The sequence below is a fragment of the Pseudonocardia sulfidoxydans NBRC 16205 genome, from assembly GCF_007989085.1.
GTDB classification, from domain to species: Bacteria; Actinomycetota; Actinomycetes; order Mycobacteriales; family Pseudonocardiaceae; genus Pseudonocardia; species Pseudonocardia sulfidoxydans.
In genome coordinates this window covers 16547-43310 of the sequence record NZ_BJVJ01000007.1, presented here as the reverse complement: position 1 = coordinate 43310, position 26764 = coordinate 16547, and the positions used below count along the sequence as shown (strand labels likewise).

The 26764-nt window shown below is 70.6% G+C and carries 25 protein-coding genes; 20 read left to right on the top strand and 5 right to left on the bottom strand.

Going from position 1 to position 26764, the window contains the following annotated elements; genetic code table 11:
• The first annotated feature begins 174 nt into the window (after positions 1-174).
• Together PSU4_RS05860 and PSU4_RS05855 are read left to right on the top strand one after the other, a co-directional pair.
• A complete protein-coding gene (locus PSU4_RS05860) occupies positions 175-1929 on the top strand; it encodes a sigma-54-dependent Fis family transcriptional regulator (RefSeq protein WP_147103179.1) in 1755 nt (584 codons plus the stop codon).
• A gap of 84 nt (positions 1930-2013) precedes the next feature.
• Positions 2014-2715 (top strand): GntR family transcriptional regulator, encoded by a 702-nt coding sequence (locus PSU4_RS05855; protein WP_186816766.1) that lies wholly within the window; start codon positions 2014-2016, stop codon positions 2713-2715.
• Between the two features lie 179 nt (positions 2716-2894).
• On the opposite strand, the gene PSU4_RS05850 is transcribed toward PSU4_RS05855, so the two are convergent.
• From PSU4_RS05850 to PSU4_RS05840, 3 genes are all read right to left on the bottom strand, one after another.
• Complete coding sequence (locus PSU4_RS05850; RefSeq protein WP_147103175.1) at positions 2895-3761, bottom strand: mycofactocin-coupled SDR family oxidoreductase; 867 nt, start codon at positions 3759-3761, stop codon at positions 2895-2897.
• Between the two features lies 1 nt (position 3762).
• Positions 3763-4128 (bottom strand): hypothetical protein, encoded by a 366-nt coding sequence (locus PSU4_RS05845; protein ID WP_147103173.1) that lies wholly within the window; start codon positions 4126-4128, stop codon positions 3763-3765.
• Positions 4129-4237: 109 nt separating this feature from the next.
• The gene (locus PSU4_RS05840) at positions 4238-5179 is read right to left on the bottom strand and encodes an NADP-dependent oxidoreductase (protein WP_147103324.1); all 942 of its coding nucleotides are present in this window, start codon (positions 5177-5179) and stop codon (positions 4238-4240) included.
• A 167-nt stretch (positions 5180-5346) separates the two neighbouring features.
• On the opposite strand from PSU4_RS05840, the gene PSU4_RS05835 reads away from it, so the two are divergent.
• From PSU4_RS05835 to kce, 16 genes are all read left to right on the top strand, one after another.
• Positions 5347-6258 (top strand): FAD binding domain-containing protein, encoded by a 912-nt coding sequence (locus PSU4_RS05835; protein WP_186816765.1) that lies wholly within the window; start codon positions 5347-5349, stop codon positions 6256-6258.
• Positions 6255-6791: a (2Fe-2S)-binding protein gene (locus PSU4_RS05830; protein WP_147103169.1), complete on the top strand. Its 537-nt coding sequence runs from the start codon at positions 6255-6257 to the stop codon at positions 6789-6791. Before PSU4_RS05835 ends, PSU4_RS05830 begins: the two co-directional genes overlap by 4 nt.
• Complete coding sequence (locus PSU4_RS05825; protein WP_147103167.1) at positions 6791-9247, top strand: xanthine dehydrogenase family protein molybdopterin-binding subunit; 2457 nt, start codon at positions 6791-6793, stop codon at positions 9245-9247. The genes PSU4_RS05830 and PSU4_RS05825 overlap by 1 nt, the downstream gene beginning before the upstream one ends.
• Before the next feature lies 1 nt (position 9248).
• Positions 9249-10007, top strand: a complete 759-nt coding sequence (locus tag PSU4_RS05820) for an SDR family oxidoreductase (RefSeq protein WP_147103165.1) — start codon at positions 9249-9251, stop codon at positions 10005-10007.
• Positions 10004-10951 carry an AAA family ATPase gene (locus tag PSU4_RS05815; protein WP_222596176.1) on the top strand — a complete coding sequence of 316 codons (948 nt, stop codon included), beginning with the start codon at positions 10004-10006 and terminating at the stop codon, positions 10949-10951. Before PSU4_RS05820 ends, PSU4_RS05815 begins: the two co-directional genes overlap by 4 nt.
• Before the next feature lie 116 nt (positions 10952-11067).
• A complete protein-coding gene (locus PSU4_RS05810; RefSeq protein WP_246114964.1) occupies positions 11068-11937 on the top strand; it encodes a vWA domain-containing protein in 870 nt (289 codons plus the stop codon).
• 117 nt (positions 11938-12054) lie between these two features.
• Positions 12055-12897, top strand: a complete 843-nt coding sequence (locus PSU4_RS05805; RefSeq protein WP_147103163.1) for a mycofactocin-coupled SDR family oxidoreductase — start codon at positions 12055-12057, stop codon at positions 12895-12897.
• 145 nt (positions 12898-13042) lie between these two features.
• The gene (locus PSU4_RS05800) at positions 13043-14170 is read left to right on the top strand and encodes a substrate-binding domain-containing protein (RefSeq protein ID WP_147103162.1); all 1128 of its coding nucleotides are present in this window, start codon (positions 13043-13045) and stop codon (positions 14168-14170) included.
• Positions 14163-16646 (top strand): ATP-binding cassette domain-containing protein, encoded by a 2484-nt coding sequence (locus tag PSU4_RS05795; RefSeq protein WP_147103160.1) that lies wholly within the window; start codon positions 14163-14165, stop codon positions 16644-16646. The genes PSU4_RS05800 and PSU4_RS05795 overlap by 8 nt, the downstream gene beginning before the upstream one ends.
• 13 nt (positions 16647-16659) lie before the next feature.
• The gene (locus tag PSU4_RS05790) at positions 16660-17670 is read left to right on the top strand and encodes an ABC transporter permease (protein WP_147103158.1); all 1011 of its coding nucleotides are present in this window, start codon (positions 16660-16662) and stop codon (positions 17668-17670) included.
• A gap of 56 nt (positions 17671-17726) precedes the next feature.
• Positions 17727-18464: an alpha/beta fold hydrolase gene (locus PSU4_RS05785; RefSeq protein WP_246114963.1), complete on the top strand. Its 738-nt coding sequence runs from the start codon at positions 17727-17729 to the stop codon at positions 18462-18464.
• Positions 18454-19191: an HpcH/HpaI aldolase family protein gene (locus PSU4_RS05780; protein WP_186816764.1), complete on the top strand. Its 738-nt coding sequence runs from the start codon at positions 18454-18456 to the stop codon at positions 19189-19191. Before PSU4_RS05785 ends, PSU4_RS05780 begins: the two co-directional genes overlap by 11 nt.
• 78 nt (positions 19192-19269) lie before the next feature.
• Positions 19270-19812: a DUF421 domain-containing protein gene (locus PSU4_RS05775; RefSeq protein ID WP_147103149.1), complete on the top strand. Its 543-nt coding sequence runs from the start codon at positions 19270-19272 to the stop codon at positions 19810-19812.
• 244 nt (positions 19813-20056) lie between these two features.
• The gene (locus tag PSU4_RS05770) at positions 20057-20926 is read left to right on the top strand and encodes a sugar phosphate isomerase/epimerase family protein (protein ID WP_147103147.1); all 870 of its coding nucleotides are present in this window, start codon (positions 20057-20059) and stop codon (positions 20924-20926) included.
• A gap of 118 nt (positions 20927-21044) precedes the next feature.
• A complete protein-coding gene (locus PSU4_RS05765) occupies positions 21045-22163 on the top strand; it encodes a substrate-binding domain-containing protein (RefSeq protein ID WP_147103145.1) in 1119 nt (372 codons plus the stop codon).
• 29 nt (positions 22164-22192) lie between these two features.
• On the top strand, positions 22193-23125 hold the full coding sequence (gene kce, locus PSU4_RS05760; RefSeq protein WP_147103143.1) for a 3,5-dioxohexanoate:acetyl-CoA acetone transferase: 933 nt from the start codon (positions 22193-22195) through the stop codon (positions 23123-23125).
• A 220-nt stretch (positions 23126-23345) separates the two neighbouring features.
• Here kce and PSU4_RS05755 read toward each other — a convergent pair whose 3' ends face one another.
• Positions 23346-23612, bottom strand: coding sequence for a hypothetical protein (locus tag PSU4_RS05755; RefSeq protein ID WP_246114962.1), 267 nt, complete (start codon positions 23610-23612; stop codon positions 23346-23348).
• A 174-nt stretch (positions 23613-23786) separates the two neighbouring features.
• Here PSU4_RS05755 and PSU4_RS05750 point away from each other — a divergent pair, with 174 nt between their 5' ends.
• On the top strand, positions 23787-24872 hold the full coding sequence (locus PSU4_RS05750) for a hypothetical protein (RefSeq protein WP_147103141.1): 1086 nt from the start codon (positions 23787-23789) through the stop codon (positions 24870-24872).
• Positions 24873-24877: 5 nt separating this feature from the next.
• On the opposite strand, the gene PSU4_RS05745 is transcribed toward PSU4_RS05750, so the two are convergent.
• Positions 24878-25291 (bottom strand): DUF1622 domain-containing protein, encoded by a 414-nt coding sequence (locus PSU4_RS05745; protein ID WP_186816763.1) that lies wholly within the window; start codon positions 25289-25291, stop codon positions 24878-24880.
• Positions 25292-25483: 192 nt separating this feature from the next.
• Between PSU4_RS05745 and PSU4_RS05740 the strand changes: the two genes are divergently transcribed.
• Entirely contained in the window at positions 25484-26752 is a 1269-nt protein-coding gene (locus tag PSU4_RS05740; protein WP_147103139.1) for an AI-2E family transporter, read from the top strand.
• The last annotated feature ends 12 nt before the right edge of the window (positions 26753-26764 follow it).

The following is a 26764-nucleotide window of genomic DNA, read 5'->3' as shown; positions in this document are numbered from 1 at the left end:
GAGATGCATCAATTCCACAGAACGTGACGGGGCGCCCAGGGCGCACGCAGTCCTCGTTGCCGCGGCAGAGTCCGCGCCGACGGGTGCAGGTCGGTAGTCCAGAACTGCAGCTCGAGCACGCGGCGATGCCAGAGTCACCGCCGCCGCACTTGCCTTGCCGACGGGAGGCCAACGATGTCCACGACCTACGCTCGCCAACTCCGCGCTGCTCGTGACGAGTTCGTCGTGACGGGCCACGTACCCGAGCGCTACCGCGCTGCCGTTCGACCGGAGATCGCCGCCTCGTGGGCGCGGTCACGTAGCGGTGGTGTGTCCCCGGAGGAGGCGCACCTGCCGACGCTGCCGGAGGTCGACGAGAGATGCAAGCTGGCGACGGTGGCGCGGCCCGTCCTCGACCGGCTCGCCTCCGAGATCGACGAGCTGGGCGGCGCGGTGTTCCTGGCGAACGCGCAGGCGCAGCTCGTACGCAGCTGGATACCCGACGAGATGGTTCGGACCTCGCTGCGGCGGATCCTCGCCGAGCCCGGCGCCAGCTGCAACGAGGCGCACGTCGGCACGAACGGGATCGGGACCGCCCTCGCGGACGGACAGACCAAGATCATCGGGGGGCCGGAGCACTGGGGAGAACTCCATCAGGACATGACCTGCGTGGCGGCTCCGATCCTGCACCCCGTCACGCGACGGGCAGCGGGCGCGCTCAATGTCACGTTGATGGACCAGCGCATCCATCCCGCTCTGACCGCGCTGGTCCGCTGGGGGATCGAGGAGATCCGGCAAGGCCTGCTCGAGCAGACGGGCAGGGCGGAGCGACTCCTGTTCGAGCAGTTCATGGCCCGTCGGCGGAGCGACCGCCCGTCGCTGCTGCTCAGCCCGCGGCTGTGTATCGCAGACCCTGCGGCTGCGGCGCTGCTGCCCGATCTCGACGCGGCCGAGCTCTGGGACCAGGTCAACCGGTCTCGCTCGCCGGGCGGGGCGACCGAGCTCGAGCTCGCCGACGGGGCCGTGGTCCCGGTGAACGTGACGCCGGTCGAGGAGGGACTGCTGATCGAGGTCCGACGACAGGGACGGCCACCGCGGCGGCGCTCGGCAGCGCGTCCGCGGCCCAGTGCCGCCTTCGCGACGGCACTCGAGGCCGGCGCAGACGCCCTCGCAGCCGGCCTGCCGCTCCTGGTCGTCGGCGAACCCGGCGTCGGCAAGCTGTCGCTGGCACGGCGGCTCACCAGTGCGGATCCGGATCTCGATCCACTCGTCGTCATCGACTGCCGCGCCCATCTCGACCATCCCGAGCGACTCGTCGAGGACGTGCGAACCACGGGCAGCGGCGCCCGGGTGCTCGTCCTGCGCCATCTCGACAAGATCGGCGTCCACGCGGCGAAGCTCCTCGCGCCGGTCCTCGAGGTGTTCACGGCGGGCGCCCACCCGCCCCAGCTGATCGCGACGATGACCGCCCGCGGGCGCCAGGGCGACGCCGCGCAGGTGGTGTTCGAGCGCTTCGCGACGGTCACGGTCGAGGTGCCACCGTTGCGTGACCGGGTAGCCGATCTGCCCTCGCTGGTGTCGGCCCTGACCGCCGGGCACGACCGGCGAGCCCGCTGGAGCCCGGAGGCACTCGAGGTCCTGGGCCGGCGCAACTGGCCCGGGAACGTGCGCGAGCTGGAGAACGTCGTGCAGCGGACGTTGAGCAACAGCGGTGGCCTGGTCCGGGTCGCCGACCTGCCGCTCGACGTCCGTCAGGAAGCCGGGCGTCGCAGCTTCACCAGGATGGAGCGAGCCGAGCGCGACGCCATCATGGCGGCGCTGGAGAACTCGCGGGGGAACAAGGTCATTGCTGCTGAGGAGCTCGGCATCTCCCGGTCGAGTCTGTACCGCAAGATCGAGAGATACGGCCTCGCCGACGCAGGCCAGGTCGAGGTGCGGCTCCGCAGCTGAATCCCCGAGCTCGTCTGCACGCAGTCGCCTGTCGACTGAATGATAGGTTCCGGTGGCGATCAGTGCGCTGCGAGGAGGCGAGTCATGTCCGTGTCCGTCCCGCCGTGGGAGTCGCTCGACATGAGTGGGCGGGCACCCAGGAAGGCCCCGTCACTTGCCGACCAGGCCTACGAGGCGCTCAAGCAGTGGGTCGTGGACGGCGACCTGCCGGCAGGGGTACCGCTGAGCGAGAACGACCTGGCGCGCCGGTTCGCGATCAGCCGCTCGCCGCTTCGTGAGGCGGTGCGGCGGCTGCAGGACGAGGGGCTGCTCGAACCCTCGGGGCCGCGTGGGTTCAGCGTCCCGCCGCTGAGTGTCGAGCTCGTACGCGATGTCTACGGAGTGCGCCGCGCCCTGGAGACGGCCGCCGCCGAGACCGCTGTCTCGATCCCGCCGGAGGAGATCGTGCGCATGCGTGCGCGGCTGGACGACCAGGTCGCGCGGGCCAGGCAGGGCGACTTCGCGCCGTTCAACAACAACGACTTCGCCTTCCACGACCTCTTCGTGGCCCACTGCGGCAACCGGCTGCTGATCAACAGTCTCGACCGCCTCCGGGGGAACCTGAAGCGCATCATCACCTACGCGGGACAGTTCGAGGCGCACACCCTCGAGTCCTGCGAGGAGCATCTCGCGATCATGGGTGCGATGGAGTCGGGCGATACCGCCGAACTGCGCCACACGGTCGACGTCCACATCCGCGGCGTCACGGAGAGGCTGGTCGCGACGTTCGAGGCCGACCGGGGCTGAGCCATCGTGTCGCGACGTGTCGTCGTTGCCGGCTGCACCCGGATGTGCCGCGCCCGGCGCCGCGGAACAGACCGGCTCGCGGCCGGCGTCCGTCGCAGGTGCTGTGACGACTGCCGAGGGCCCCGGACGCGGCGACGCCGCGTCCGGGGCCCTGTCGGCCGTGCCGATCCGATCGTTCGCTACTTGATCAGCGCACCGAGGTCGACCGACATCCGCAGGCCGGTGATGTAGCGGGACTCGTCGGACGCGAGGAACAGCACCGCATTGCTGATGTCGGTGACGTCGAGCCACGGGACCGCATGCTTCCACGGCTTGGACGGATCCCAGAGCAGGTTCATCGTCGAGGACGCCTCACCGAACTCCTCCCGGCTGGGGGAGTGGTCGAGGTCGGGCCGGAACATCCGCTTGAGGGGCTCGTTCTTGAAGTTGATGTCCGTGTCGACGGTCGCCGGGTGGATCGTGTTGACCCGGATCCCGTGCTCGGCGACCTCGGCCGCGAGGGACTGCGAGAGACCGACGACGGCGAACTTGGCCGCGCTGTACGCCGCAAGGTTCGGCATCGCCTTCAGGCCGAGCAGCGAGCTGGTGATGATGATCGAGCCGCCGTTGCCGGCCGCGATCATCCGAGGGACGACCGGACGGACCGTCGCCCAGACACCCTTGGTCACCACGTCGACGTGGGCATCCCACATCTCCTCGGTGATCTCCCAGGTCCGCGGACCGACCTGGCAGATTCCGGCGTTCGCGCACACGATGTCGACGTGGCCGAACTCCTCGTAGGCCTCGTCGACGACGGCCTGCATCGCGGCGACATCGCGGACGTCCGCGGTACGGGCGAGAATCCTGCGGTCCTGGTCCTCGACGAGCGCGACGGTCTCGTCGAGCTCCGACTTCGTCCCGAGGGGATACCCGAGGCCGTCGATGTCGTCGCAGAGGTCGATCGCGACGATGTCGGCACCTTCGCGCGCCAGCAGCCGGGCGTGCGAGCGGCCCTGGCCACGTGCCGCGCCCGTGATCAGCGCGACCTTGCCCTCCAGCCTGCCCACGTCAGATCTCCCACGGGGTGGTGACCTGCAGGACGGCCTCCTGCAGCGAGTCGCCCCGCAGATGGAAACCCGACTTGAAGTCGGCGTCGTGGAGCAGGGCGAAGAACTGCTTCGAGTTCGGGTAGCGGACGATCCACACGGCGTCCCAGGACTGCCCGTCCTCGGCGACCATGACGTGTCCTCCCTTCCCGAGATAGACGAACTCCACCCCGAAGCGGGGACCGTGCACCTTGCAGTGCCGGACGTAGTCCTCGTAGGTCTTCTCGCCGCCCTCGGTGAACCTGAGCAGGTTCATCAGGATGATGGGCTGGTCCTGGGGGAGGTCAAGAAGCGCGTTGATCGCGTCCTGTTCCGGATCGATGGCCATGAACGTTTCCTCTCGGGTTTCGCGGGTCCGAACGTCTGACGAGCGGGATCGGTCGTGACGGACGTTAGGAAGGGTCGTCGGGGCGCTGTTGTCCCGCGGTGGGACAGGCTCAGCCGGGAATCTCGAGAACGAGCTTGCCCGTGGTTCGGCCGGCCTCGCCCTGACGATGTGCGTCGCCCGCCGAGGCGAGCGGGAAGGTCGAGTCGACGACGACCTGAAGCTTCTTCTCGTCGACGAGAGCGGCGAGCTCGCAGAGCCCGGTGCGGTCGGGCTCGACGAGCATCCAGGTCACGGTGACGCCGTCGCGGCTGGGCATCAGCGACGAGTCGAACCCGGGAGGCGGGATGATGCTCACGAGGATGCCGCCCGTGCGCAAGGTGCGCAGCGAACGTTCGGTGACGTCTCCGCCGAGGGTGTCGAGTACGACGTCGACGTCGGACACGACATCGGCGAAGTCCTGGGTCCGGTGGTCGACGAGCTCGTCGGCACCCAGCCCGCGCAGGAGGTCGTGCTTGGCCGCGCTGGCCGTACCGATCACGTACGCGCCGCGCGCCTTCGCGATCTGGACCGCGAGGTGACCGACACCCCCGGCCGCGGCGTGGACGAGCACGCGCTGGCCGCTCGCGACGGCGGCGGTGTCGACGAGTGCCTGCCAGGCGGTGAGGCCCGCGAGCGGCAGCGCTGCGCCGTGAACGGCGTCGAGGCTGTCCGGGCGCGTGGTGAAGTGCCGGGCCGGGCCGGTCACGAACTCGGCATAGGCCCCGGCCGGGCGGGGGAAGCGCGGCATCCCGATGACCTTGTCCCCGGGCGCGAAGATCGTCACGCCGGGCCCGACCGCCTCGACGGTGCCGGAGACGTCGAAGCCGAGGGTGAACGGCGGCTTCTCGTCGTGGTAGAAGTAGCCACGACCCCGGGTCTTCCAGTCGGTCGGGTTGATCCCCGCCGCCTCCACCCGCACGAGTATCTCCGTGGGCCCGGCCACCGGTCGTTCCTGGTCGACGAGTGTCAACACCTCGGGTCCGCCTGCGCGGTTCTGGCTCATCGCTCTCATCGTCCTGCTCACGCGCATCTCCATGTCACGATTGGTGCGCCGACCGGGCGACGGTCGGCTGTCGACCGGACCGTAGAAGCGTGCTCTCCGGGGTGTCAACGTGCAGGAACGTCCCGTCCCAACTTGGGACAACCCCGCTCCGGGGGCTGTCTGCCAGCGTTGCCGACGTGAAGCCACCACCGTTCAGCTACCACCGCGGCCGCACCGTCGAGCATGCCGCGGAGCTGCTGCGCGAACTCGGGCCGAGTGCCCGGCTGCTCGCCGGCGGCCAGTCCCTGCTGCCGATGCTCAACCTGCGGCTCGCCGAGCCGGCGCACCTCGTCGACCTCGGTTCCGCCCCTGGACTCGACGCCATCCGCCGCGACGGTGACCTGCTGGTCGTCGGCGCCACGGCGCGGCAGGCCGCGGTGGAGAACTCCGCCGACGTCCGCTCGCTCGTGCCGCTGCTCGCCGAAGCCGTCGAGCATGTGGCCCACCCGCCCATCCGGCACCGCGGGACGGTCGTCGGCAGCATCGCGCACGCGTCAGCCGTTGCCGAGCTGCCCTGCGCAGCGCTCGCGCTGGATGCGCAGCTGACGTTGCTCAGCGCCGATGGCGTTCGGACGGTCGGGGCCGAGGACTTCTTCACGGGCGCCTTCACGACATCGGCTCGTGCCGACGAGATCGTCGCCCAGGTCGCCTTCCCGGTGACAGGGCCCGGTACCGGGCAGGCGTGGTCGGAGTTCAGTCTGCGGCGCGGCAACTTCCCGGTCGCCGGCGCCGGCGTGAGCATCACCGTCGCCGACGGCGAGATCGTCGACGTCGCGATCGCGATCTGCGGTGTGTCGGACCGACCTGTCCGTGCTCGTGCCGCCGAGGCGGCGCTCCTCGGATCCCGGCCCGATCCGGAGACCGTCGCCGCTGCTGCCGCCGCCTCCGTCGCGGAGCTCACCCCACGTGGCGCCGGGGACCTCGCCGCACACATCCTGCCGGTCGTCGCGGCGCCCGTTCCGGCTTGGGGGTATCGCGCATCTGTCGCGAAGTCCCAGGTCCGCCGAGCCGTGACGACCGCCCTGACCCGCGCCGGAGGCGTCCGATGACCGCGACCCACGAACCGGCGACGGGTGTCGACGAGATCGACACCGATCCCGCCGCGCTGCACCCGATCACGATCACCGTCAACGGAACGACGCACCGGCTGGCTGTGGAGGGTCGGCGGCTGCTCGTCGACGTGCTGCGTCAGGACCTGCGGCTGACCGGTACCCACACCGGTTGTGACCAGGGCGTCTGTGGGGTCTGTACGGTGCGGCTCGACGGCGCGACGGTGCGCTCGTGCATCACGCTCGCCGTGCAGGCCGACGGCGCCGACGTCCGGACCATCGAGGGCGTCGCTCCCGACACCCGGACGCTGCACCCCGTTCAGCAGGCGTTCTGGGAGAAGCAGGGCCTGCAGTGCGGGTTCTGTACTCCAGGGATGGTGTTGCGTGTCCAGGAGATCCTGGAGCAGAACCCCTGTCCGACCCGGGCGCAGGTCCGGGAAGGCATCTCCAGCAACCTGTGCCGCTGCACCGGCTACCAGTTCATCGTCGACGCCGCGGTCGAGGCGGCCGAGCGGATGGCGGAGGGCTCCTGATGACCCGGACCACTGACAACCAGGCCGACGTGCCGGCGCCGACGGCCCCGCACAAGGACATGAAGTGGATCGGCAGGTCCGTGAAGCGGGTCGAGGACCCCAAGCTGCTCCGCGGACTCGGTCGCTACATCGACGACGTCGTGCTGCCGGGGATGCTGCACGCGGTCGTGCTGCGCAGCCCGCACGCGCATGCGCGGATCGTCTCCGTCGACGCCGAGCGGGCCCGTCGGGCACCCGGCGTCGTCGCGGTCCTGACCGGGCCCGAGGCCGCCGAGCAGTTCGGCCCGCTGCCCGACTCCGGGCCCGCCCCCGACAAGCACGTCTGGCGGGTGCTGGCCGCCGACAAGGTTCACTACGTCGGCGAGGGCGTCGCGGTCGTCGTCGCGGAGAACCGCTACCAGGCCGAGGACGCCCGCGCGCTCATCGACGTCACCTACGACGTCCTCGATCCGATCGTCGACCCGATCGCCGCGGCCGAGGACACCGGCAATCTCGTCCACGAGGCCCTGGGTACGAACGTCGCCTACGAGCGGACGTTCACGTTCGGCGAGGTCGCCCGCGACTTCGCCGACGCCGATCTCGTCGTGCGGGACCGGCTTCGCTGGGGCCGTCAGACCGCGCACCCGCTCGACACCACGGCTGCGATCGGCGACTACGACGCGGGCACCGGCGAGATGGTGGTGCACACCAACAGCATCAGTATGACCTGGCTGGCATTCGGCGCGGCCGTCGCACTCGGTATCCCCAGCAACAAGCTCGACCTGCGGCCCTACATCTCCGGCGGCAGCTTCGGCTCCAAGCAGTTCTGCTGGCGATCGACGGTCACCGCGGCCATGATGTCCAAGATCACCGGGCGTCCCGTCAAGTATGTCGAAGACCGGCTCGACTACCAGCTCAACGGAGACCAGCACGGGTCCGACCGCTACTACGACGTCGAGCTCGCGCTGATGCGCGACGGTACGTTCCGTAGCCTGAAGATCGACTGTGTGGACGACTACGGTGCCTACATCCAGTTCGGGGTCGGATCGCACGGCAACGCGCTCGCCCAGGTGACGGGGCCCTACCGCATCACCAGCACGGAGTACCGCGTGCGTGCGGTCCTGACGAACAAGACGCAGCAGGGCGCCTATCGCGGCTTCGGTGCCGATGCCGGGAACTGGGCCCTCGAGCGCATCGTCGACAAGGCGGCCGCGGAACTCGATCTCGACCCGGCCGACATCCGGCGTCGCAACCTGATCCCGCCGGACGCGTTCCCGTACCACATTCCGAGCGGCAACATGTACGACTCGGGCAACTACGAGCCCGTGCTCGACCACGCCTTGCAGCGGTTCGACTACGACGGCTGGCGCCGCAAGCAGGAGGCGATGCGCGCCGAGGGCCGCAAGATCGGCATCGGCGTCGTCACCGCGAACGAGCGCAGCGTCTACGGTGCCACCGAGTTCTGGTTCTGGTTCGACGACAAGGATGTGCCGGTCAAGACCACCTCGACGCCGGAGGGTGTGTCGATGACGGTGGACACCGTCGGCGCCGTCACCGTGACGCTGTACTCGACCCCGTTCTGGGGCAACAGTTCCGACACGGTGGCGGCGATGATCGCCGCCGAGGAGTTCGACGTCGACCCGGCCGATGTCAGCGTCGTGCACCACGGCACCAAGGGCGGGCTGCCCGCGGCGGGGCCCGGAGGAAGCCGGCTCACCGTGATGCTCGCGGGCGCGATCACCGGGGCCTCGAAGAAGATCAAGGACAAGCTCCGGCGGATCGCCGCGCACGACATGGAGGTCGACGAAGCCGATCTCGAGTGGGTCGACGGCGGCTACCAGGTCCGTGGCGCCACGGACTCGCGGCGCGGTATCGCGGACCTTGCGATGCTCGCCTACCTGGTCAAGACAGCCCTGCCGGACGGCGAGGAGAGCGGTCTCGCGGCCGACTTCGTCTACGACCACCCCCACCTGACGATGCCGAAGCCCGACCGCAGCGACCTCGGGTCGTTCTATCCGTGTGTCGGGCACGCGTGTCACCTGGTCGCCGTGGAGGTCGACGAGGAGACCGGCTCGGTCGACATCCTCGACTATGTCGCCGTCCACGACTCGGGCACGTTGGTCAACCCGCGGTCCTACGACGGACAGATTGTCGGTGGCACCGCCCAGGGCATCGGGACCGCGCTGGCGGAGGAGATGACCTACGACGCGGGTGGCAACCCGCTGGTCGGCACGTTCTGGGACTACCTGATCCCGACGGCGCTCGACGTGCCCGAGGTGAACTTCGGCCACGAGGAGACCCCGTCGCCGATCACCGCCCACGGGATCAAGGGTGGCGGTGAGGCGGGGCGGCTGATGGCCCCCGGGGCTCTCTCCGCCGCCATCGACGATGCGCTGCGCGACCACGGTGTGCGCGTGACCGAGCTGCCCGCCACCCCCGAGCGGATCGTCGGCTGGCTGCAGGGTCAAGGGGGCTGAGATGGGGCGTCTGGACGGCAAGGTCGCCCTTGTCACCGGCGCCGGCCGGGTCCCCGGTCGGGCGCTGGCCGCGCAGTTGGTACGGGACGGGGCCGCACTGATCCTGGTCGATCACGATGACGACGCCCCGTCGGGGGCGGTCGACCTGATCTCGACGCGGGCGGTCGTGCAGGCGCTGGGTGGACGGGTCGTCGTCCATGACGTCGACGTCGTCGACAAACCGCTTCTCACGGCCGCGGTGTCGACGAGCGTCCGGCGGTTCGGCGGGCTCGACGCCGTCGTCGTCGGTCCTGTCGTCACAGCACCGTGCTCGGTCGAGGCAACCACGGACGAGGCGTGGTGCGACGCCCTCGACCGGGTCCTGACCGGAGCGTGGAACGTCTGCCGCGCAACGCTGCCGCACCTGGTCGACGGCGGATCCCTCACCGTCGTGGGCACCGCCGCCGGTCTGCGCGGCTACGCACATCTGGCGCACCAGGCGGCAGCCGAGCACGGCGTCGTCGGACTGGTGCGTTCGTTGGCCCACGAGCTCGCCCCGCGGTCGATCCGCGTCAACACCGTCCATCCCGTCGCCGACGCCGGTGCGACACCGGCGGGGGGTCTCGTCGGCAACCTCGTCTTCGATCCGGAGGCGAAGGTCCCACCCCGGTTCGCGGAGGCGGGAGACGTGTCCGAGACGGTTGCGTATCTGGCGTCCGACGATGCGCGCCTGCTCACCGGTCTCACCGTGCCCGTCACGGCCGGGTTGGTGCCGCGATGAGTACCGCGGTGGAGCCGGACGGGCACGTCGCCGGCGCCGAGGAGCCGACGGTGCGCCGTGCCTCGCGGGCACGCCGCGACGCGGTTGCCGGCTGCGTCGTGGGCCGCGAACGGGAGCTGGACCTCGTCCTCGCCGCCGTGTCGGCCGGACGCGACATCCTGCTCGAGGGCCCCCCGGGTACCTCCAAGTCGACGATGCTGCGGGCGATCAGCCAGAACTGGGGTGTGCCGTTCTTCCTCGTCGAGGGCAATGGCGAGCTGACCCCGGCCCGGCTCGTGGGCCACCACAATCCCGCCCGGGTGCTGCGCGAGGACTACTCCGACGACAACTTCGTGCCCGGCCCCCTGGTGCAGGCGATGCAGGCCGGCGGGTTCCTCTACATCGAGGAGCTCAACCGGGCGCCCGAGGACACCCTCAACGTCCTGCTGGCCGCGATGGCCGAGCGTGAGGTCGTCGTCCCGCGGGCCGGCACGGTCCGGGCGTTGCCGAGTTTCCGGCTCCTGGCGTCGATGAACCCGTTCGACAACATCGGGACGGCCCGCATCTCCGACAGCGTCTACGACCGCTGGTGCCGCCTGGTCGTCGACTACCAGGACGACACCGAGGAGCGGGCGATCGTGTCCACCCGCACCGGTTGCTCCGACGACATGCTCGTGGCCGACGCCGTGGCCATCACCCGGGCGACGCGGGCGCACCCGGAGCTGCGCCGCGGCTCGAGCGTGCGCGGCGCGATCGACCTCGTCGCGATCGCGGTCGAGCTCGAGACCCTGGAGACACCGGCGGACCGGAACCGGATCGTGCTCGATGCGGCGCTGCTCGCGCTGTCGGCGCGCATCGCGGTCGACGAGACCTCCGAGGCCACCCCGGAGCGGGTGATCACCGAGATCTGGGAGAACCATTTTTTCTCGCACCCCGGCGTGCGGCGCCGGGACCGCACGGCCTGACCCTCGACAACACGATCGAGCCGGCCGGCGAACCCGACCGCCCGGGCGGCTCACCTCGTCGTCGCGCGAAGCGACTCGCCGAGGCGCCGGCACTGTTCCAGGACGGTGGCGGGACCGTGCTGGTCGTCGAGCTCGCCGATGACCGCGCCGACGGGAGCGACGGGCGGCCGGCCGGCGGTCAGGGTGTCCAGGTCACCACCCAGCGTGCCCGTTGCCGCGATCTCGACGAGCTGCTCGAGGAGGTACCCGCCGACCGTGAGGTCGCCGCGATGGCCCGTCGCATCGCCCGCAGCCTCACCCTCCGGCGGCGGCCTCGGGTGCGGCGCGGCGAGCGCGGCGGAGGTCGCGGCCAACCGCTGCCCTACCGCTACCGCTCCGACGACATCGACATCGACCGCACGCTGGATGTGCTGGCCGAACATCCCCGACCCGATGACACTGAGATCATCGTCCGCGAGCGGGTCCGCTCGCGCCGTGCCGTGGTACTGGTCGCCGACGTGTCGGGGTCGATGCGCGGGGAGAAGGCACGCATCGCGGCTGCGGCGATCGCCGCGTTGTCGGCCGACCTGACCGGGGCGGGCAGCGACGACCAGCTCGCACTCGTCGCGTTCTGGTCCGACGCCGCACTGGTGAAGTCTTTCGGCACCCCGCTCCCGGTGACCCGGATGCTCGACCGGCTGCTGTGCATCCCCGCGCGCGGGCTGACCAACGTGTCGTTTGGTCTGGAGGTCGCGCGGGCCGAGCTCGCCCGCTCGCCGCTGCGGAAGCGCTCGATCGTCCTGCTCTCCGACGTCGTGCACAACGCCGGCGCGGACCCGCGAGGCGTCGCCGCCCGATGCGAGGAACTGCACGTCGTGCTCGAGTCCGACGGCGAACACGACGCCGTGCTGGCCGCCGACCTCGCCCGCCTCGGCCATGGCCGCCTCGCCTCGGTGACCGGCCACCGCGACGTCGCCCCGGCGCTCAACCGCCTGCTCTCCCATTGAGGCGTGTCACATTCCGGGACACCACCCGAACAATCGGCCGCCTTACCGTCAGGTCGTTCCGCGGGCCGGCGCACCTCGGCGCCTTCGCCCATTCCGACGTGACGGGAGCGACAAATCGTGAATCGGGTCGAAGGAAAGGTCGCGCTCATCACCGGCGCGGCCCGGGGGCAGGGGCGGGCGCATGCGAAAAGGCTGGCCGAGGAAGGTGCCGACATCGTCGCCGTCGACATCTGCGCCGACATCGAGAATCTCGGCTATCCACTGGGCAGCCTCGACGAGCTCGCCGAGACCGTCCGTCTCGTGGAGAACGAGGACCGGCGGATCCTCGCCCGGCGCGTCGACGTGCGTGACGGCGCAGGCATGCAGGCCGTCGTCGACGAGGCCTGCGCGGAGTTCGGCGGCATCGACATCGTGTGTGCCAACGCCGGGATCATCGACTCGGTCCCCAAGACCTGGGAGATCACCGAGGAGATGTGGGACGCCCAGCTCGACGTCATGCTCAAGGGTGTCTGGCACACGGTGAAGGCGGTGGTTCCGACGATGATCGCCGCAGGTCGTGGCGGTTCGATCATCATCACCAGCTCGTTGGTCGGGCTCAAGGGGACCCCGCACACCGCGGCGTACTCCGCGGCCAAGGCGGGTGACGTCGGGTTGGCCCAGTCATTGGCCGCGGAGGTGGCCGAGTACGGCATCCGGGTCAACACGGTGCATCCGACGGCAGTCGACACCGACATCCTGCAGCGCAACGAGCCGATGCAGAAGCTGTTCCGTGCGGATCTCGGTGGCCGGGTCCCGACCCGTGAGGAGTTCGCGGAGGCGTGCGCGCCGATGAATCTCCTTCCCATTCCGTGGATCGAGGCGCGCGACGTCAGCAACGCTGTGCTGTTCCTCGCCTCCGATGAGTCGCGGTATGTCACCGGCTTGCGGATGTCGGTCGATGCGGGCGCGCTGATCAAATAGTGATCCGTGTCCCAGGGCGGGACACCACCGGGAGATTCCTCTCGGCGACCATTTCTGTATCTGTTCGGTAATCGCTCTGCACTGCTGGCCATTTCCCCTGCCTCCCCGGTAACCCGAGGAGGCGAGTCCTGAATGGAGGTCGGTGATGCGCTTCCTCGCCTCATCGTCGCGCGTGCGGATCATCACCGCATCGCTGGCGGCCGCAGCGGCCGTCGTCGTCGCCGGATGTGCCCCGGCACCGAGTCCGGAGTCCGGGGGTGGGTCGGCGGTGGCGGCGGGTGCCGACAGCGCCGCGCCGTCCGCGCCGGGGGACATCACGCCGTACTGCCCGTCGGAACCGACGAAGATCGTGTTCGTCAAGTCGGCCGGCGGCCAGGTGTGGGCGGCCATCGCGAACGCCGAGTTCGAGGCCGAGGCGGCCAAGTGCCCGAACATCCAGGCCAGCTGGTACAACGGCACCTCAGGTGTCCAGGGCGCCATCGCGGCCACCAATGCCGCCGTGGCGCAGGGCGCCAAGGCGCTCGTCGTGATCGCCGATTTCGGCGCGGCTCAGCTCCCGTCGCTGCGCAAGGCCGTCGAGGCCGGCGTGACCGTCGTGACGACGGTCAGCGACGGTGGCGCCCAGAAGGGCACCGACGTCAGCGACTCGCTGCTCTGGGACGTGAACTCCATCGGTGAGAACCAGGCGAAGTGGCTCGCCGAGCATGTCAAGACGGGCAAGGTCGCCTTTCTCGGCGGCCAGCCGGGGGCGCCGTCCACCCAGACGACCTTCGATGCGTTCAAGGCGGCGCTCAGCACGTACGCGCCAGGCATCCAGCTCGTCCCCGACACCTGGGTCCCCACGAACTGGGACAGCGCGCAGAAGCGTCGTGCCGTCGCCGGCCTGATCGCGCAGAACGGTGACTACGCCGCGCTCGTCAGTGACTACGGTGCCTCCGACATCGGGGCGGTGCAGGCGATCCTCGACGCCAAGGCGACGATGCCCGCGTTCCTCAACATCGGTTCCTCGCAGGGCTTCGTCTGCACCGCGAAGCAGAACAACATCCAGTGGCTGGGTCAGGACGGATCCACCCGCATGACCGCCTCCGCGCTGCGGATCGCCCTGGCCGACATGCAGGACAGGCCCAGTGCGGAGCCGAACCCCTACATCCTGTTCACCTACGCCGACACAGCCGCGGGCAAGATGCCCGACTGCGACCCGTCGGTCTCACCCGACGCCGACCTGTCCTCGAGCCTGTCGGTGGCCGATCTGAAGAAGGTCCTCGGTGGCTGACGACATCATCGCCGATCTGCAGCCGGCGCTGCGGATCGACCACGTGACGAAGACGTTCCCCGGTGTGGTCGCCCTCGACGACGTCGACCTGACGGTCCGTGCGGGCGAGGTCCACGGGATCGTCGGGGAGAACGGCGCCGGGAAGTCGACGCTCATGGCGGTGGCGTCCGGGGCCCTGGTGCCGGAGGCCGGTTCCGTCTCGGTCGGCGGGCAGCCGCTGCGCGCCGGTTCCACCCACGATGCGCAGGAGCTGGGCGTGGCGATCGTGTTGCAGGAGCCGGCCCTGCTGCCCGACCTCACCGTTGCGGAGAACATGTATCTCGGGCAGCCGCCGACGGCGCGTCCGCCGATCGGGCAGCTTCGGGCGTGGAGCCGGGACCGCTTGTGTGAATGGAGCGACGACGTCGGCATCGACCCGGACACGCGGATCGAGGAGCTCGAGCCCGAACAGCGGTTCATCGTCGACATCGTGCGAGCGCTCGCGCGACGGCCGGCAGTGCTCGTGCTCGACGAACCGACCGAGCACCTCGCCGGTGAGGACGTCGAGCGACTGTTCGCGGCGGTGCGGGAGCGGGTGCGCGACGGGGGCGCGGTCGTCTACATCTCGCACCGGATCCGGGAGGTCAAGCAGATCGCCGACCGGATCAGCGTGCTGCGGGACGGCTGTCATCGTGGCACCTTCGATGCGGCGACGCTGTCCGAACGCGACATCGTCGACCTCATCGTCGGCCGCCGGCTCGATGCGGTCTTCCCGGACAAGCCCGCGCTCGTCGACGACGTCGCGCCCGTCCTGAGTGTCACGTCCGCGCGTGGGCGCGGTTTCGAGGACCTGACCTTCACCGTCCGCCCGGGCGAGATCGTCGGCTTCGCCGGGATCGAAGGGAACGGCCAGCGGGATGCCTTGCGCGCGTTGGCCGGGCTCGGGCACCGCAGCGGGTCGGTCGAGGTCGACGGGACGCCGGTGCGGCGGAAGTCGTCGGCCGTGGCCTACCTGACCGGTGACCGGCACCGGGAGGGGGTCTTCCCCGGCCTGACCGTGCGGGAGACGATCGGTCTGCGGAACCTGGACAAGTTCAGCACGCTCGGCGTGGTCGAGCCGCGCCGTGAGCGCGAGTTCGCCCGCACGGCGGTGGCCGAGCTCGCGGTGAAGACCCCGACCATCGAGACGCCGATCGAGTCCCTGTCGGGCGGCAACCAGCAGAAGGCCCTCCTCGCGGGGGTGCTGCGCCGTGACCCACGGGTGCTGCTGATCGACGAGCCGACCCAGGGCGTCGACGTCGGGGCCAAGTCGGAGATCTACGATCTGTTGCGCGACAGCGCCCGTGACCGGGGCATGGGCGTCGTCGTGGTCTCCTCGGACGGCATCGAGCTCGCCGGGCTGTGCGACCGCATCCTCATCTTCTCCCGCGGTCATGTCGTGGAGCAGCTCGCCGGTGACGAGGTGACCGAGGCCCGGATCACCGGTGCCGCGCTGACGGCGACGACGCACCGGGACAAGGCGGACCGACGTGCCGGAGCGGCGGTCCGGTGGTTCGCCGGGGACACGGCACCGATCGCGATGGTGGGGTTGGCGGTGCTGGCGCTCGGGCTCTGGACGTCGCTGTCGAGCGCCTTCTACCTCACGACGCCGAGCATCGCCGGGCTCCTCGCACTCGTCGCCGTCCTGGGATTCGTGGCGCTCGGCCAGACCGTCGCGCTGACCATCGGGGCGGTCGACCTGTCGGTGGGACCGCTGATGGGCTTCGTGGTGGTGGTGGAGTCGTTCTTCCTCACGGCCGAGTCGATGCCGCTCGACAGGGTGCTGGGCTGGGTACTGCTGTTCGGCGTGCCGTTGCTGGTCGGTTTCGTGAACTGGGCTCTCGTCGACGTCGTGAAGATGAATGCGATCGTCGCGACGCTGATCACCTTCATCGCGCTCCAGGCGCTGTCGCTGGTGCTGCGGCCCCAGCCGGGCGGGCTGTTCGACAGTCGGATCACCGACGCGTTGACGTTCACGCTCGGTCCGATCCCGGTCGCGTTCCTGGCACTGCTCGTCGTCGCCGGCGGACTGCAGTTCTGGCTGCGGCGCAGCCGCACCGGCATCGCACTGCGATCGGTCGGCTCACAGCCCGACGCGGCCCGGCTCAACGGGCTCAGCGCTCCACGCGTCCGCCTCGTCGGTTTCCTGCTGTGCAGCCTTCTGGCGGGGCTCGCAGCACTGTTCCTCCTGGCCCAGGTCGGGTCAGGTGATCCGACCTCGGGCATCGACTACACGCTGACCAGCATCTCGGCCGCGGTGATCGGCGGGGCCAGCATCTTCGGCGGCCGGGGGTCCTTCATCGGCACCGTCGCGGCCGCGTTCCTCGTGACCCAGGCGATCGGGGCGGTGACCTTCCTCGGCCTCGACGCCGCGTGGTCGTCGTACCTGCCCGGGGCGATGACGCTGATCGCGGTGGCCGTCTACTCGCGCACCCGGCACCTCGCACGCACACACTGACTCGGAGACGTCGATGAGCAACTCGTTGAGCGACCCGGAGCAGGTCGCCACCGTCGACCCGGACGTGAGGCCACCGCAGCGCAGACCCCGGGCCGCGGGCCCCTACACCGGCATCGTCCTGGCGACGTGTGCGCTGTTCGTCCTGAGCGCCATCATCGTGCCGAAGTCGCTGTCGGCGCAGTCGCTGGGGGCGATGCTGCCGTTCTGGGCGATCCTCGCGATCATGTCCGTGGGCCAGACCCTGGTCATCCAGCAACGTGGGATCGACCTCTCCATCCCCGGTGTGGTCAGCCTGACCGCCATGGGTTTCGTGGTGTTCGTCGACCGCAACGACACCTCGGTGTTCCTCGGGCTCGTCGTCGTGGCCGCGACCGCCGTCGTCATCGGCCTGGTCAACGGACTGATCATCACCAAGATCAATGTGACTCCGCTGATCACGACTCTGGCGCTCAACGCGCTGCTGGTCGGCGCGATGTTCAGCTACACCAAGGGTGTCGGGTCGGCAGCGCCGTCGAGCCTGCAGGCCTTCGCGGCCTCGAGCTTTCTCGGCCTGTCGACGCTGGTGTGGCTCGCGATCGGGACCGTTCTGCTCGTGGGCTTCGTGCTGCGACAGACGGCGGTGGGCCGGCGGTTCGTCGCCGTCGGGTCGAACCCCGACGCGGCGCGGGCCATCGGTGTCCGTGTCGACGTCTACATCGTCGGTGCGTACATCGCGGCGGCGCTGCTGTTCGCACTCGCCGCGGTGCTGCTCGCCGGCTACGCACAGAACCCTGCCCCGACCATGGGCAACTCCTACCTCTTCCAGACCGTGATGGCGGTGGTCATCGGCGGTACGAGCCTCGCCGGTGGACGTGGCAGCGTGTTCGCGACCGCCGTGGCAGCCCTGTTCCTCACCCAGCTCGGGCAGGTCGTGCTCACGCTGGGCGCCAACGCCGCGGTCCAGCTGCTCGTCCAGGCCGTCGCGATGGCGCTGGCGCTGGCAGGTGCGGCGGTGCTCAACCGGCGGCGGGCGCGCTCCACATGACGACGCTGAGCGGCCATCTGCTGGCTGGGCTCCCGCCGCCCGAGCCGGGTCGCCGCGTGAGCCGGCCCGTCGGCGGATTCCGCCTCGCCTACGACCGATCCGGGGACGGGCCGGCGGTGATGCTCCTGCACGGCGGACATGGCGACCGGACGGACTGGGCGGACGTCGCGGTCCAGCTCGATGCCACTGTCGTCGTCCCGGATCTGCGGGGAGCCGGGGAGTCGGACCGATGGCCGCACGGCGACATCTCGGTCTCCGGCCAAGCCGCCAGTGTGGTCGGGCTGATCGACGAGCTGCGCCTCGGTCGTGTGGTCCTCGGCGGCTACGGAGTGGGAGCCGCCGTGGCACGTCTCGTCGCGGCCCGACACCCCAGGCATGTGGCCGGGCTGGTCATGACGCCCCCTCCACGCGTACCCGCGAGGACGGTCGCCGGGACGGCGCACGACATCGTGCGCAGAAGCTGGACGAGCTGGTCCGCACCTCGGTTCGTCCCGGACCGGGCCCGGCTCGAGCATCTCGCGTTGCAGCACGACCGTCGTCTGCTCGAGATGTCGGGCGACGCCGTCCCACCTCAGGGGCCAGAGGTCGTGACCGTCCCGACGACGGTGTTGTGGCCTCAGCTCGACCCACTGATACCGGATGCGTGGTTCGACCGCCTCGCGGAGCGTTTCCGCCGGGTGAGGGTGCGCGGCCTGCCAGGGGTCGGGCACTTCGTCCCGGTCGAGGCGCCGATGGCGTTCGTCGACGCCCTCCATGCCGCGCTCTCGGAAAGGAAAGATCGCCATGAGTCCTGAGCAGCTGTCGCTCGGTGGATGGTGCCACCTCGCGTCTCCGTTCTCCGTCGAGCTCATGGCATCGGTCGGGTTCGACTGGTGCTGTCTCGACATGCAGCACGGCACGATCCGGATCAACGATGTCATCGGAGCGTTGCAGGGTGTCCGGGCAGCGGGCGGCACGGCCTACGTGCGTGTCCCCGGTGTCGACGCCGCGCTGATCGGGGCGGTCCTCGATGCCGGCGCCGACGGCGTGTTCGTCCCCCAGGTCTCGACCGCCGAGCAGGCACGGGCGGTCGTCCGGGCGTGCCGGTACTCCCCGGACGGCGCACGCAGCTGGGGACCGTTGCGCCCCAAGCTCACGACCGCGCGTCCCGACCCCGCCGTCCTGGCCGGCGCGCCCTGCTACGTGATGGTCGAGGACCGAGCCGGAGTGGAGAACGTCGCCGCGATCACCGCCGTCCCGGGTGTGACGGGCGTCCTCGCCGGACCGGCGGACCTTGCGCTGGACCTCTTCGGCGACCCGTATCTGGCATCGGACCCGCGAACCGTCGACGCGCTGACGCCGGTCGTCGCCGCGTGCCGGGACAACGCAATCACCGCGGGCGTCTTCTGCGGCGCCGGCAACGTCGACCGGTGGCAGGCTGCAGGGTTCGCGATGCTGGCCGTGGAGTCCGACACCACCCTCCTGTTGACCGCGGCTCGGCGGGCGGTCGCGGATGCCCGGGCACAGCTCGACCGTGTCTGACCGCCGCCGACCCCGAGGCGGGGCCGGGGCATGACGGCCTCGGCCGAGCTCGGCGTCGATCTGCGAACCGCGGGCCTGGTGGTCGTCGCGACCCTGGGCATCTACCTGGCTCTCCTGGTGTGTGTGCGGGTCAGCGGTCAGCGCAGTCTGTCGGCGATGTCCGCGACCGACGTCGCCTGTGTCATCGCACTCGGCGCGGTCGTCGGCCGGACCACCCTCCTGGCGACGCCGACCCTGACGACGGGAGTGATCGCTCTCGTGATGCTCTTCGCCGTACAGCGGTCGCTGTCCTTGCTGCGTCGCACGAGCGTGCTGGGTCGGCTTCTCGCCCGTGAACCGGTGTTGCTGGTCCGGGGCGGCCTGGTGCAGCCCGACGGCCTGCGTCGCGCCCGCATGAACGAGGACGACCTGCGTCAGCGGCTACGGGTCGCGGGTGTGGCGAGACTGGCAGACGTCGACTGTGTCGTGCTCGAGCGCACCGGAGTCGTGAGTGTCCTGCGCGCAAGCCCGGACGCTGACACGTGGGTGATGGCCGACGTGCCCGGCTACCGGGGCAGCACCGACACGGGACGACGCGGCCGCAGCACGCCGGCTGATCCTCTGCCCGTCGAAGGTCGGTGAGGGGATCGTCGTGCCGGAGAACGGCGACGTCGCGGTGACGGGGTCGGTGGCTGCTCTGGTTCTTCCCGTGAGCGCCGGACGACGCGAAGGTCCCGTCCCCGCGGTGCACGCGGTCGCTCCGGACAGGCGACGAGGGGTCGGGCTGCGGTCGTCCCAAGTCGGGACACCTGATCAGGCAGGTGCGTCCCTAACGTCGGTTCGGATCAACCGATGGTGGCGCGCAACGGCAGCAGGAAGCGGAGCGATGGGTGAGAACAACATGGTGACGGAACCGGGTGTGATCCTCGGATACGGCAACCTCGTCGGTGTCTCCTTCGAGGAGCGCGTGTCCGCGGCCGCGGCGGCCGGTGCCGACGCGATCGGGTACTCCGTGTTCGAGTTCCAGGACGCCCGCCGCGCGGGGATCACCGCGAGGGACCTGGCGGGGATCGCCGAACGATCGGGTGTCCGGGTCGCGGAGCTGGAGATCGGTCTGGGTTTCGACGGCCCCGCGGACGGGAGACGTTGGCAACCCGCCGGCTTCCCCTGGGAACTGCCCTACATGGACGCGGGAGTCGAGCAGGACCTCATCGAGCTCGCCGGCGCCTTCGGGGCGCACCACATCGTCGTCACCGCATCCACGGGTGGTTCGGGGACGGCGTCCGCCGCCCGTTTCGCGCGACTCTGCGACCGGGCTGCCGAGGTGGGGTCGAAGGTGGCCATCGAGTTCCTTCCGGGAACCGACATGCCCGACATCGCCAGTGCGCTGTCGGTGGTCCAGGCGGCCGACCGCGACAACGGCGGGCTCTGCGTGGACAACTGGCACTTCATGCGGGGCAACCGCGATGAGGCCGCCCTGCGGTCGTTGCCGGCCGATCGGGTCGTCGTCGTGCAACTCTCGGACGGGCCGGTCGCGCCCCGGACGGACGACTACTTCGAGGAGACGCTCAGACACCGCGCGCTGTTCGGCGACGGCGACTGGGATGTGGCGGGATTCCTGGCGACGCTGCGCGCCGCCGGTGCGACTGCGCCCGTGTCGATCGAGATTCTCTCCGAGCACTGGCAGGCTCAACCGGTCGTCGAGACGGCCAAGGTGTTCGTGGCCGCCGCCCGTGCGCTCGAGAACCCTGTCTGACGCCTCCGAGCCCGGACAGTCCGTCCGAACTCGGGACAACTCGTCAGCCGGATCGGTCCATAGCGTCGGCCACGATCCGATGAACGGATCCCAGCCCCCAGCACCAAGGAAGATCGACATGTACCGCGCCCGTGTCTCACGCCCCCAGGCGTTCGTCGTCGCGACGGCACTCGCCTCGGCGCTCGCCCTCGCCGCCTGCTCCCCAGCCCCCGCCGGCGGAACCACGCCGGCGGGTGGGGCCACACAGCAGGCCGCCGCCGCGGCGCCCGGTGACATCACGTCCCTGTGCCCGTCGGAGCCGACCAAGGTCGTCTACGTCAAGTCCGCGGGCGGGCAGGTCTGGTCGGCGATCTCCAACGCCGAGTTCCAGACGGAGGCGGCGAAGTGCCCGACGCTCGAGGCGAGCTGGTACAACGGCACGACGGGCCAGCAGGGCGCGATCGCGGCGACGAACGCGGCCGTTGCGCAGGGCGCGAAGGTCATGGTGATCAGCCCTGACTTCGGCCCGTCGCAGCTGCCGTCGATGCGCAAGGCGATGGAGGCCGGCGTCAAGGTCGTCAGCACCGTGAACGAGGTCGCGGGTCAGAAAGGCACCGACTACGTCGAGTCGCTGGTGTGGGACACCGACGCGATCGCGCGCAACCAGGCGGAGTGGCTGGCCAAGAACGTCGGCACCGGCAAGGTTGCGTTCCTCGGCGGCCAGCCCGGGGCGCCGTCGACCGAGAAGACCTTCACCGCGTTCGCCACGGCGCTCAGGCAGTACGCACCGCAGATGCAGCTCGTTCCCGACACGTGGGTGCCGACGAACTGGGATGCCGCGCAGAAGCGGCGCTCGGTTGCCGGCCTGGTGGCTCAGAACGGTGACTACGCGGCATTCGTCAGCGACTACGGCGCCTCCGACATCGGGGCGGTGCAGGCCATCGTCGACGCCGGCGGGAAGATGCCCGCGTTCCTCAACATCGGTTCGTCACAGGGCTTCGTGTGCGCCGTCGCCCAGCACAAGATCGCCTGGCTGGGTCAGGACGGGACCACGCAGATGTCGGCGGCGTCGCTGCGGATCGGGTTGGCGTCGCTGGCGGGCAGGGCGAGCGCCGAGCAGGTTCCGTTCGTGCTCTCCGTCTACGCCGACACCGCCGCCGGAAAGGTCCCGGCGTGCGACCCGTCGATCTCGCCGGACGCGGACCTGTCGTCGAGCCTGCCCGTCGACAAGCTCAAAGCCGTTCTGAGCGGCAGCTGAGCAGAACCGAACAGGAAGAAGGTCGTCGCGTGGCGAGCAGGCGCAAGGTCGTCGTCACCTGTGCGGTGACGGGTGCGATCCACACACCGTCGATGTCACCGCACCTGCCGGTCTCGGCGTCGGAGATCGCGGAGTCCGCTCTGGAGGCCGCGGAGGCCGGCGCGGCGATCCTGCACCTGCACGCCCGCGACCCCATGGACGGTCGACCCTCGCAGGACCCGGCCCACTTCGAGCCGATCCTGCGCAGGCTGAAGGGCCACACCGACGCCATCGTCAATCTGACGACGGGCGGGAACCCGGCGATGACCGTCGACGAGAGGGTGCGGCCGGCCGCGGAGTTCGCCCCGGAGCTCGCGTCGCTCAACATGGGTTCGATGAACTTCGGGCTCTACCCGATGCTGGAGCGGAGCACGACGTTCCGGTACGCGTGGGAACGGCCGGCCCTGGAGGCCTCGCGTGATGTCGTCTTCAAGAACACCTTCGCCGACATCGAGCGCATCATCGCGATCGGCGAGGCGAACGGCACCCGGTTCGAGTTCGAGTGCTACGACACGTCACACATCTACAACCTCGCCCACTTCCGTGACCGCGGCCTTGTGTCGGGTCCACTGTTCGTCCAGTCGGTGTTCGGCCTTCTTGGTGGCATCGGGGCGCACCCGGACGACGTGTCACACATGAGACGAACGGCGGACCGGCTGCTCGGAGACGGGTACGAATGGTCGGTCCTGGGGGCCGGGAAGGCGCAGATGCCGTTGGCGACGATGGGCGTGGTGATGGGTTCGCACGTCAGGGTCGGCCTGGAGGACTCGTTGTGGATCGGTCCCGGCCGACAGGCCGTCAGCAACGGAGAGCAGGTCCGCCGTGTCCGTGCGGTGCTGGACGCCCTGAGCATCGACGTCGCCACCCCTGACGAGGCACGAGCCCTGCTGCGGCTGAAGGGTGCGGCGTCGGTGGGCTTCTGACACGGTCGGCCCCGGGCCTTCGTGGTCGCGCTGGCCGCCACGGTCCTGTGCGCGGTGCTGCAGAGCGCCGTGGGGGTGATGGCGTGTGCCGGGGCCGGCGTGGTCCTGCTCTGCGTCTCCGCTGTCCTGGCCGCGCGTGCACAGCCCGCGCACTCGCGAACCTGACGTGGCGCGGAACCGTCACGGCGGTCCCACCGCACCCGGAACGTGGCGGCCGGGCTCAGCGGTCGGCGACCTCGGTGAGTGCCTGGATCCGGCGGAACTCGTCGAATCTCTCCAGGGCCTCGGCGGCGTGATCGCCGGTGATCCCGCCCGGGGGGACGGCGAGGTAGCGGGCTCTGCGTTCGTGGCGGGGGACGCGCTCGGTGCGGCACCACACCAGGTAGTGCTCGACGACCATCCGGTGGCGTCGCCGGGTCTGCTCGTCCCGTTCCCGGGTGACCAGCCACGCGACGAACGGGCCGAGTGTCGTACCGGTGATGTTCACGGTGGGTCCTCGTCGTCGCCCGGTCGCGTCGTCGGTGGCGCCGGGGTGCGCCGCGTCTACCCGGTGTGAGCAGGACCACACCTGGATCGGCGCGTCATCTCGACCCGGATCCTTGGGATGGCGGGGCCCCTGCGTGACGCGTGTGAGGGACGATGTGCCGGGTAGGGCTCGGCCATGCCGAATGAGACCGACACCGGGCCCGTCGTCGGCCTGCTCGCCGACCCGAACCTGCCGGGGGAGCTCGCCCGTCGTCTCGCGGACGGGCTGCCGCAGGTCCTCGCCGCACGGCTCGACGCGCCGTGGACCTGGCTGGTGGAGACCGTCGTCGAGCCGTTCGAGGCCAACGACCGCGGCGAGGGAGCACTCGAGCGGGCCCGGGAGCGTGTCCGGCGCACCCGGTGGGACACCGCGATCTGTCTGACGGACGTTCCGGCGACCGCGGGTGGCGTTCCCGTCGTCGCCGAGGTGGCGGACGGCGACAACGTCGCAGTCGTGTCCGTGCCCGCGCTCGGGGGCGTGCGGCTGCTGCCGCGCCTGAGGGATGCGGTCGTCGAGCTCGTGGGCCGGCTCCTCGAGGTGGAACCGGTGCCGGGCGCACGCGGTGGCGTGCGGGGAGGGGAGCTGCTGCGCCGGCCCGGGGACCGGTCCGGGTCATCTGATGCGGCGGTCGTGACCAGGCGGGGCGGGGTGCGGCTGCTCGCCGGGGCGGTCCGCGCCAACAGGCCCTGGCGGCTGGCCCTCGGGCTCTCGGCCGCGCTGGCCGGTGGCATCGCCGGTTCGGCCTTCGGGCTCATGTACTCGAACCTGTGGCAGCTCGCGACCGCACTGGACCCGTGGCGCCTCGCGTGCGCCTACGTCGGCTCGCTCGTGCTGTTCACCGGCTGGCTGATCGTGGGGCACCGGTTGTGGGAGCGGAGTGTGCCCCAACGAGACCTCCGGGGGTTGCTGAACGCGGGCACGGTCCTGACCCTCGTCGTCGGGACCGCGGTGTTCTCGCTGGCACTGTTGACGCTGAACTCCGTCGTCGCGTCGGTGATCGTCCCGCCCGAGTACCTGACCCGCGTCGTCGGCCACGCGGCCGGGTTCGGTGACTACGTCCGGGTCGTGGTGCTCGCGACGATCCTGGGTGTCGTCGCCGGCGCGGTCGGGTCGGGGCTCGAGGACGACGCCACCGTCCGTCAGGTGGCGCACGGCCACCGCCAGCGCGAGCGCCGGGATCGTGCAGCCCGGATCGATGCCGCGGCACGGGAGGACCCGTAGTCCACCTACGACCGGGGCGGGGCGGCCCGTTCGCGGGCCCGGGCCGTGGCCGCCGCCAGGTGGCCGGCCCCTGTGACCAGGGCCCGTCGCCACGGCGGCACACCCTCCAGCTCGATCTCGAGCGAGAAACTGAGGAAGGTCCTGATCAGCACGATCAGGCCGAGGACGACGACGTCGGTCACGGTCGGTGTGACCGCCACCGTGCGCAGCAGGTCGGCGGCGACGAGGATCTCCACGGACAGCAGGAGGGCGCCGCCGAACGCCTCACGCAACGTGAGGTAGGCCGGGCGACCCCCGCGGGACCGGACGAGCACCCGGATCGCGAGCGCCACCGCCAGGACCGTACCGGCCACCAGCGTGGCCGCGCCGAGGATCTCGAAGGCGGTGGCCGTGTGCTCCATGACCTCGACCAGGGTCACCGGGTCGCCTCCTCGTTCCCGCCGGGCGGGTCCGTCCCGGACTCACGCGCGAGCAGTGACGGCCCCGGCGGGTCAGCCTGTTCGGGATCGCGGGCGGCAGGCATCGTCCTCGGAGGGTGAGGGTCCGTCACGGCACGGGCTCGCCCGTTCCGGGTGACGTCCGGGAGCGTGGTCGGGTCCTACGGTCCCGGCGTGACGATTCCGCAGACCGGTGCCGGCGCGCCCGCGGGCGACCCGGCTGTCAGCAACGCGAGGCGGGCGATCCCGCGCGCGCTCGTCGTCCTGCTCGGGGCCGCCTCGGTGGTCGTCGTCGTGGCCGGGGCGCAGGCGGTGGCCTGGCTGATCGGCCCCGCCTTCATGGCGCTGATCATCGTGATCGCGGTGGCGCCGGTCCAGGGGTGGCTGCGGCGCAAGGGCTGGCCCGGCTGGGCGACGACGCTGGTCGTGATCCTGCTCGTCTACGGGTTGCTGCTGGTCCTCGCCTTCGGGCTGATCCTCTCCGTCGCCCAGCTCGCCACGGAGCTGCCGCAGTACTCCGCGAAGGCCGACGGGATGGTCAACGGGCTCGTCGGCGAGCTCGCCCGCTTCGGGGTCGGCCCCGACCAGCTGGCCGCGGCGCGCGGATCGCTCGACCTCGGCAAGCTGGCGGGTGTCGTGGGCGCGATCCTCGGCAGTGTCGCGGGACTCGCGTCGAACCTGGTCTTCCTGCTGGCCCTGTTGCTCTTCCTGTCCGTGGAGTCCGGGGGAGCGGGGGTGCGGCTGGCCTCGATAGGCCGGGACCGGCCCCAGGTCTCGGCCGCGCTCACCCATTTCGCGTGGGGCACGCGTCAGTACCTGCTCGTCACGACGGTGTTCGGGCTCATCGTGGCGCTCCTGGACTGGGCGGCGCTGGCGATCATGGGGATTCCGCTGGCCCTGACGTGGGGGCTGTTGTCGTTCGTCACCAACTACATCCCGAACGTCGGTTTCATCATCGGGGTCATCCCGCCCGCGCTGCTCGCCCTGCTGACCGGCGGCTGGTCGCTGGCGATCGCGGTGGTCGTCGTCTACTGCGTGCTGAACTTCATCGTCCAATCGATCATTCAACCGAGGTTCATCGGGGACGCGGTCGGTCTGTCGGTGACCGTCACGTTCGTCGCGCTGGTCTTCTGGGCCTGGCTGCTGGGCCCGTTGGGGGCGATCCTGGCGATCCCGCTGACGCTGCTGTGCAAGGCGCTGCTCGTCGACATCGACCCGCAGGCGCGGTGGGCGGCCGTGCTGCTGCGCGACACGCCCATGGAGCCGGAGGAGGCCGCAGCGGCCAAGGCTGCGCGCAAGGCGGCCCGCAGGAGCCGAAGACACGGACACGCCGAGGGCAACGGGGCCGCACCCGGCACGTCGGAGGATGTGCCCAGCACCCCGCCGGAGGACGTACCCGACACGCCGTCCGGCGACGGGAAGCCGCGGCTGCCGAGCAGCTGAGAGCGAGAGGCC

Excerpts from the sequence above, each read along its gene's own strand:
- PSU4_RS05860 (WP_147103179.1), top strand. The coding sequence starts at position 175 with ATGTCCACGACCTACGCTCGCCAACTCCGCGCTGCTCGTGACGAGTTC.
- PSU4_RS05800 (WP_147103162.1), top strand. The coding sequence starts at position 13,043 with ATGCGCTTCCTCGCCTCATCGTCGCGCGTGCGGATCATCACCGCATCG.
- PSU4_RS05770 (WP_147103147.1), top strand. The coding sequence starts at position 20,057 with ATGGGTGAGAACAACATGGTGACGGAACCGGGTGTGATCCTCGGATAC.
- PSU4_RS05780 (WP_186816764.1), top strand. The coding sequence starts at position 18,454 with ATGAGTCCTGAGCAGCTGTCGCTCGGTGGATGGTGCCACCTCGCGTCT.
- PSU4_RS05820 (WP_147103165.1), top strand. The coding sequence starts at position 9,249 with ATGGGGCGTCTGGACGGCAAGGTCGCCCTTGTCACCGGCGCCGGCCGG.
- PSU4_RS05750 (WP_147103141.1), top strand. The coding sequence starts at position 23,787 with ATGCCGAATGAGACCGACACCGGGCCCGTCGTCGGCCTGCTCGCCGAC.
- PSU4_RS05855 (WP_186816766.1), top strand. The coding sequence starts at position 2,014 with ATGTCCGTGTCCGTCCCGCCGTGGGAGTCGCTCGACATGAGTGGGCGG.
- PSU4_RS05790 (WP_147103158.1), top strand. The coding sequence starts at position 16,660 with ATGAGCAACTCGTTGAGCGACCCGGAGCAGGTCGCCACCGTCGACCCG.
- PSU4_RS05825 (WP_147103167.1), top strand. The coding sequence starts at position 6,791 with ATGACCCGGACCACTGACAACCAGGCCGACGTGCCGGCGCCGACGGCC.
- PSU4_RS05815 (WP_222596176.1), top strand. The coding sequence starts at position 10,004 with ATGAGTACCGCGGTGGAGCCGGACGGGCACGTCGCCGGCGCCGAGGAG.
- PSU4_RS05845 (WP_147103173.1), bottom strand. The coding sequence starts at position 4,128 with ATGGCCATCGATCCGGAACAGGACGCGATCAACGCGCTTCTTGACCTC.
- PSU4_RS05840 (WP_147103324.1), bottom strand. The coding sequence starts at position 5,179 with ATGAGAGCGATGAGCCAGAACCGCGCAGGCGGACCCGAGGTGTTGACA.
- PSU4_RS05765 (WP_147103145.1), top strand. The coding sequence starts at position 21,045 with ATGTACCGCGCCCGTGTCTCACGCCCCCAGGCGTTCGTCGTCGCGACG.
- PSU4_RS05830 (WP_147103169.1), top strand. The coding sequence starts at position 6,255 with ATGACCGCGACCCACGAACCGGCGACGGGTGTCGACGAGATCGACACC.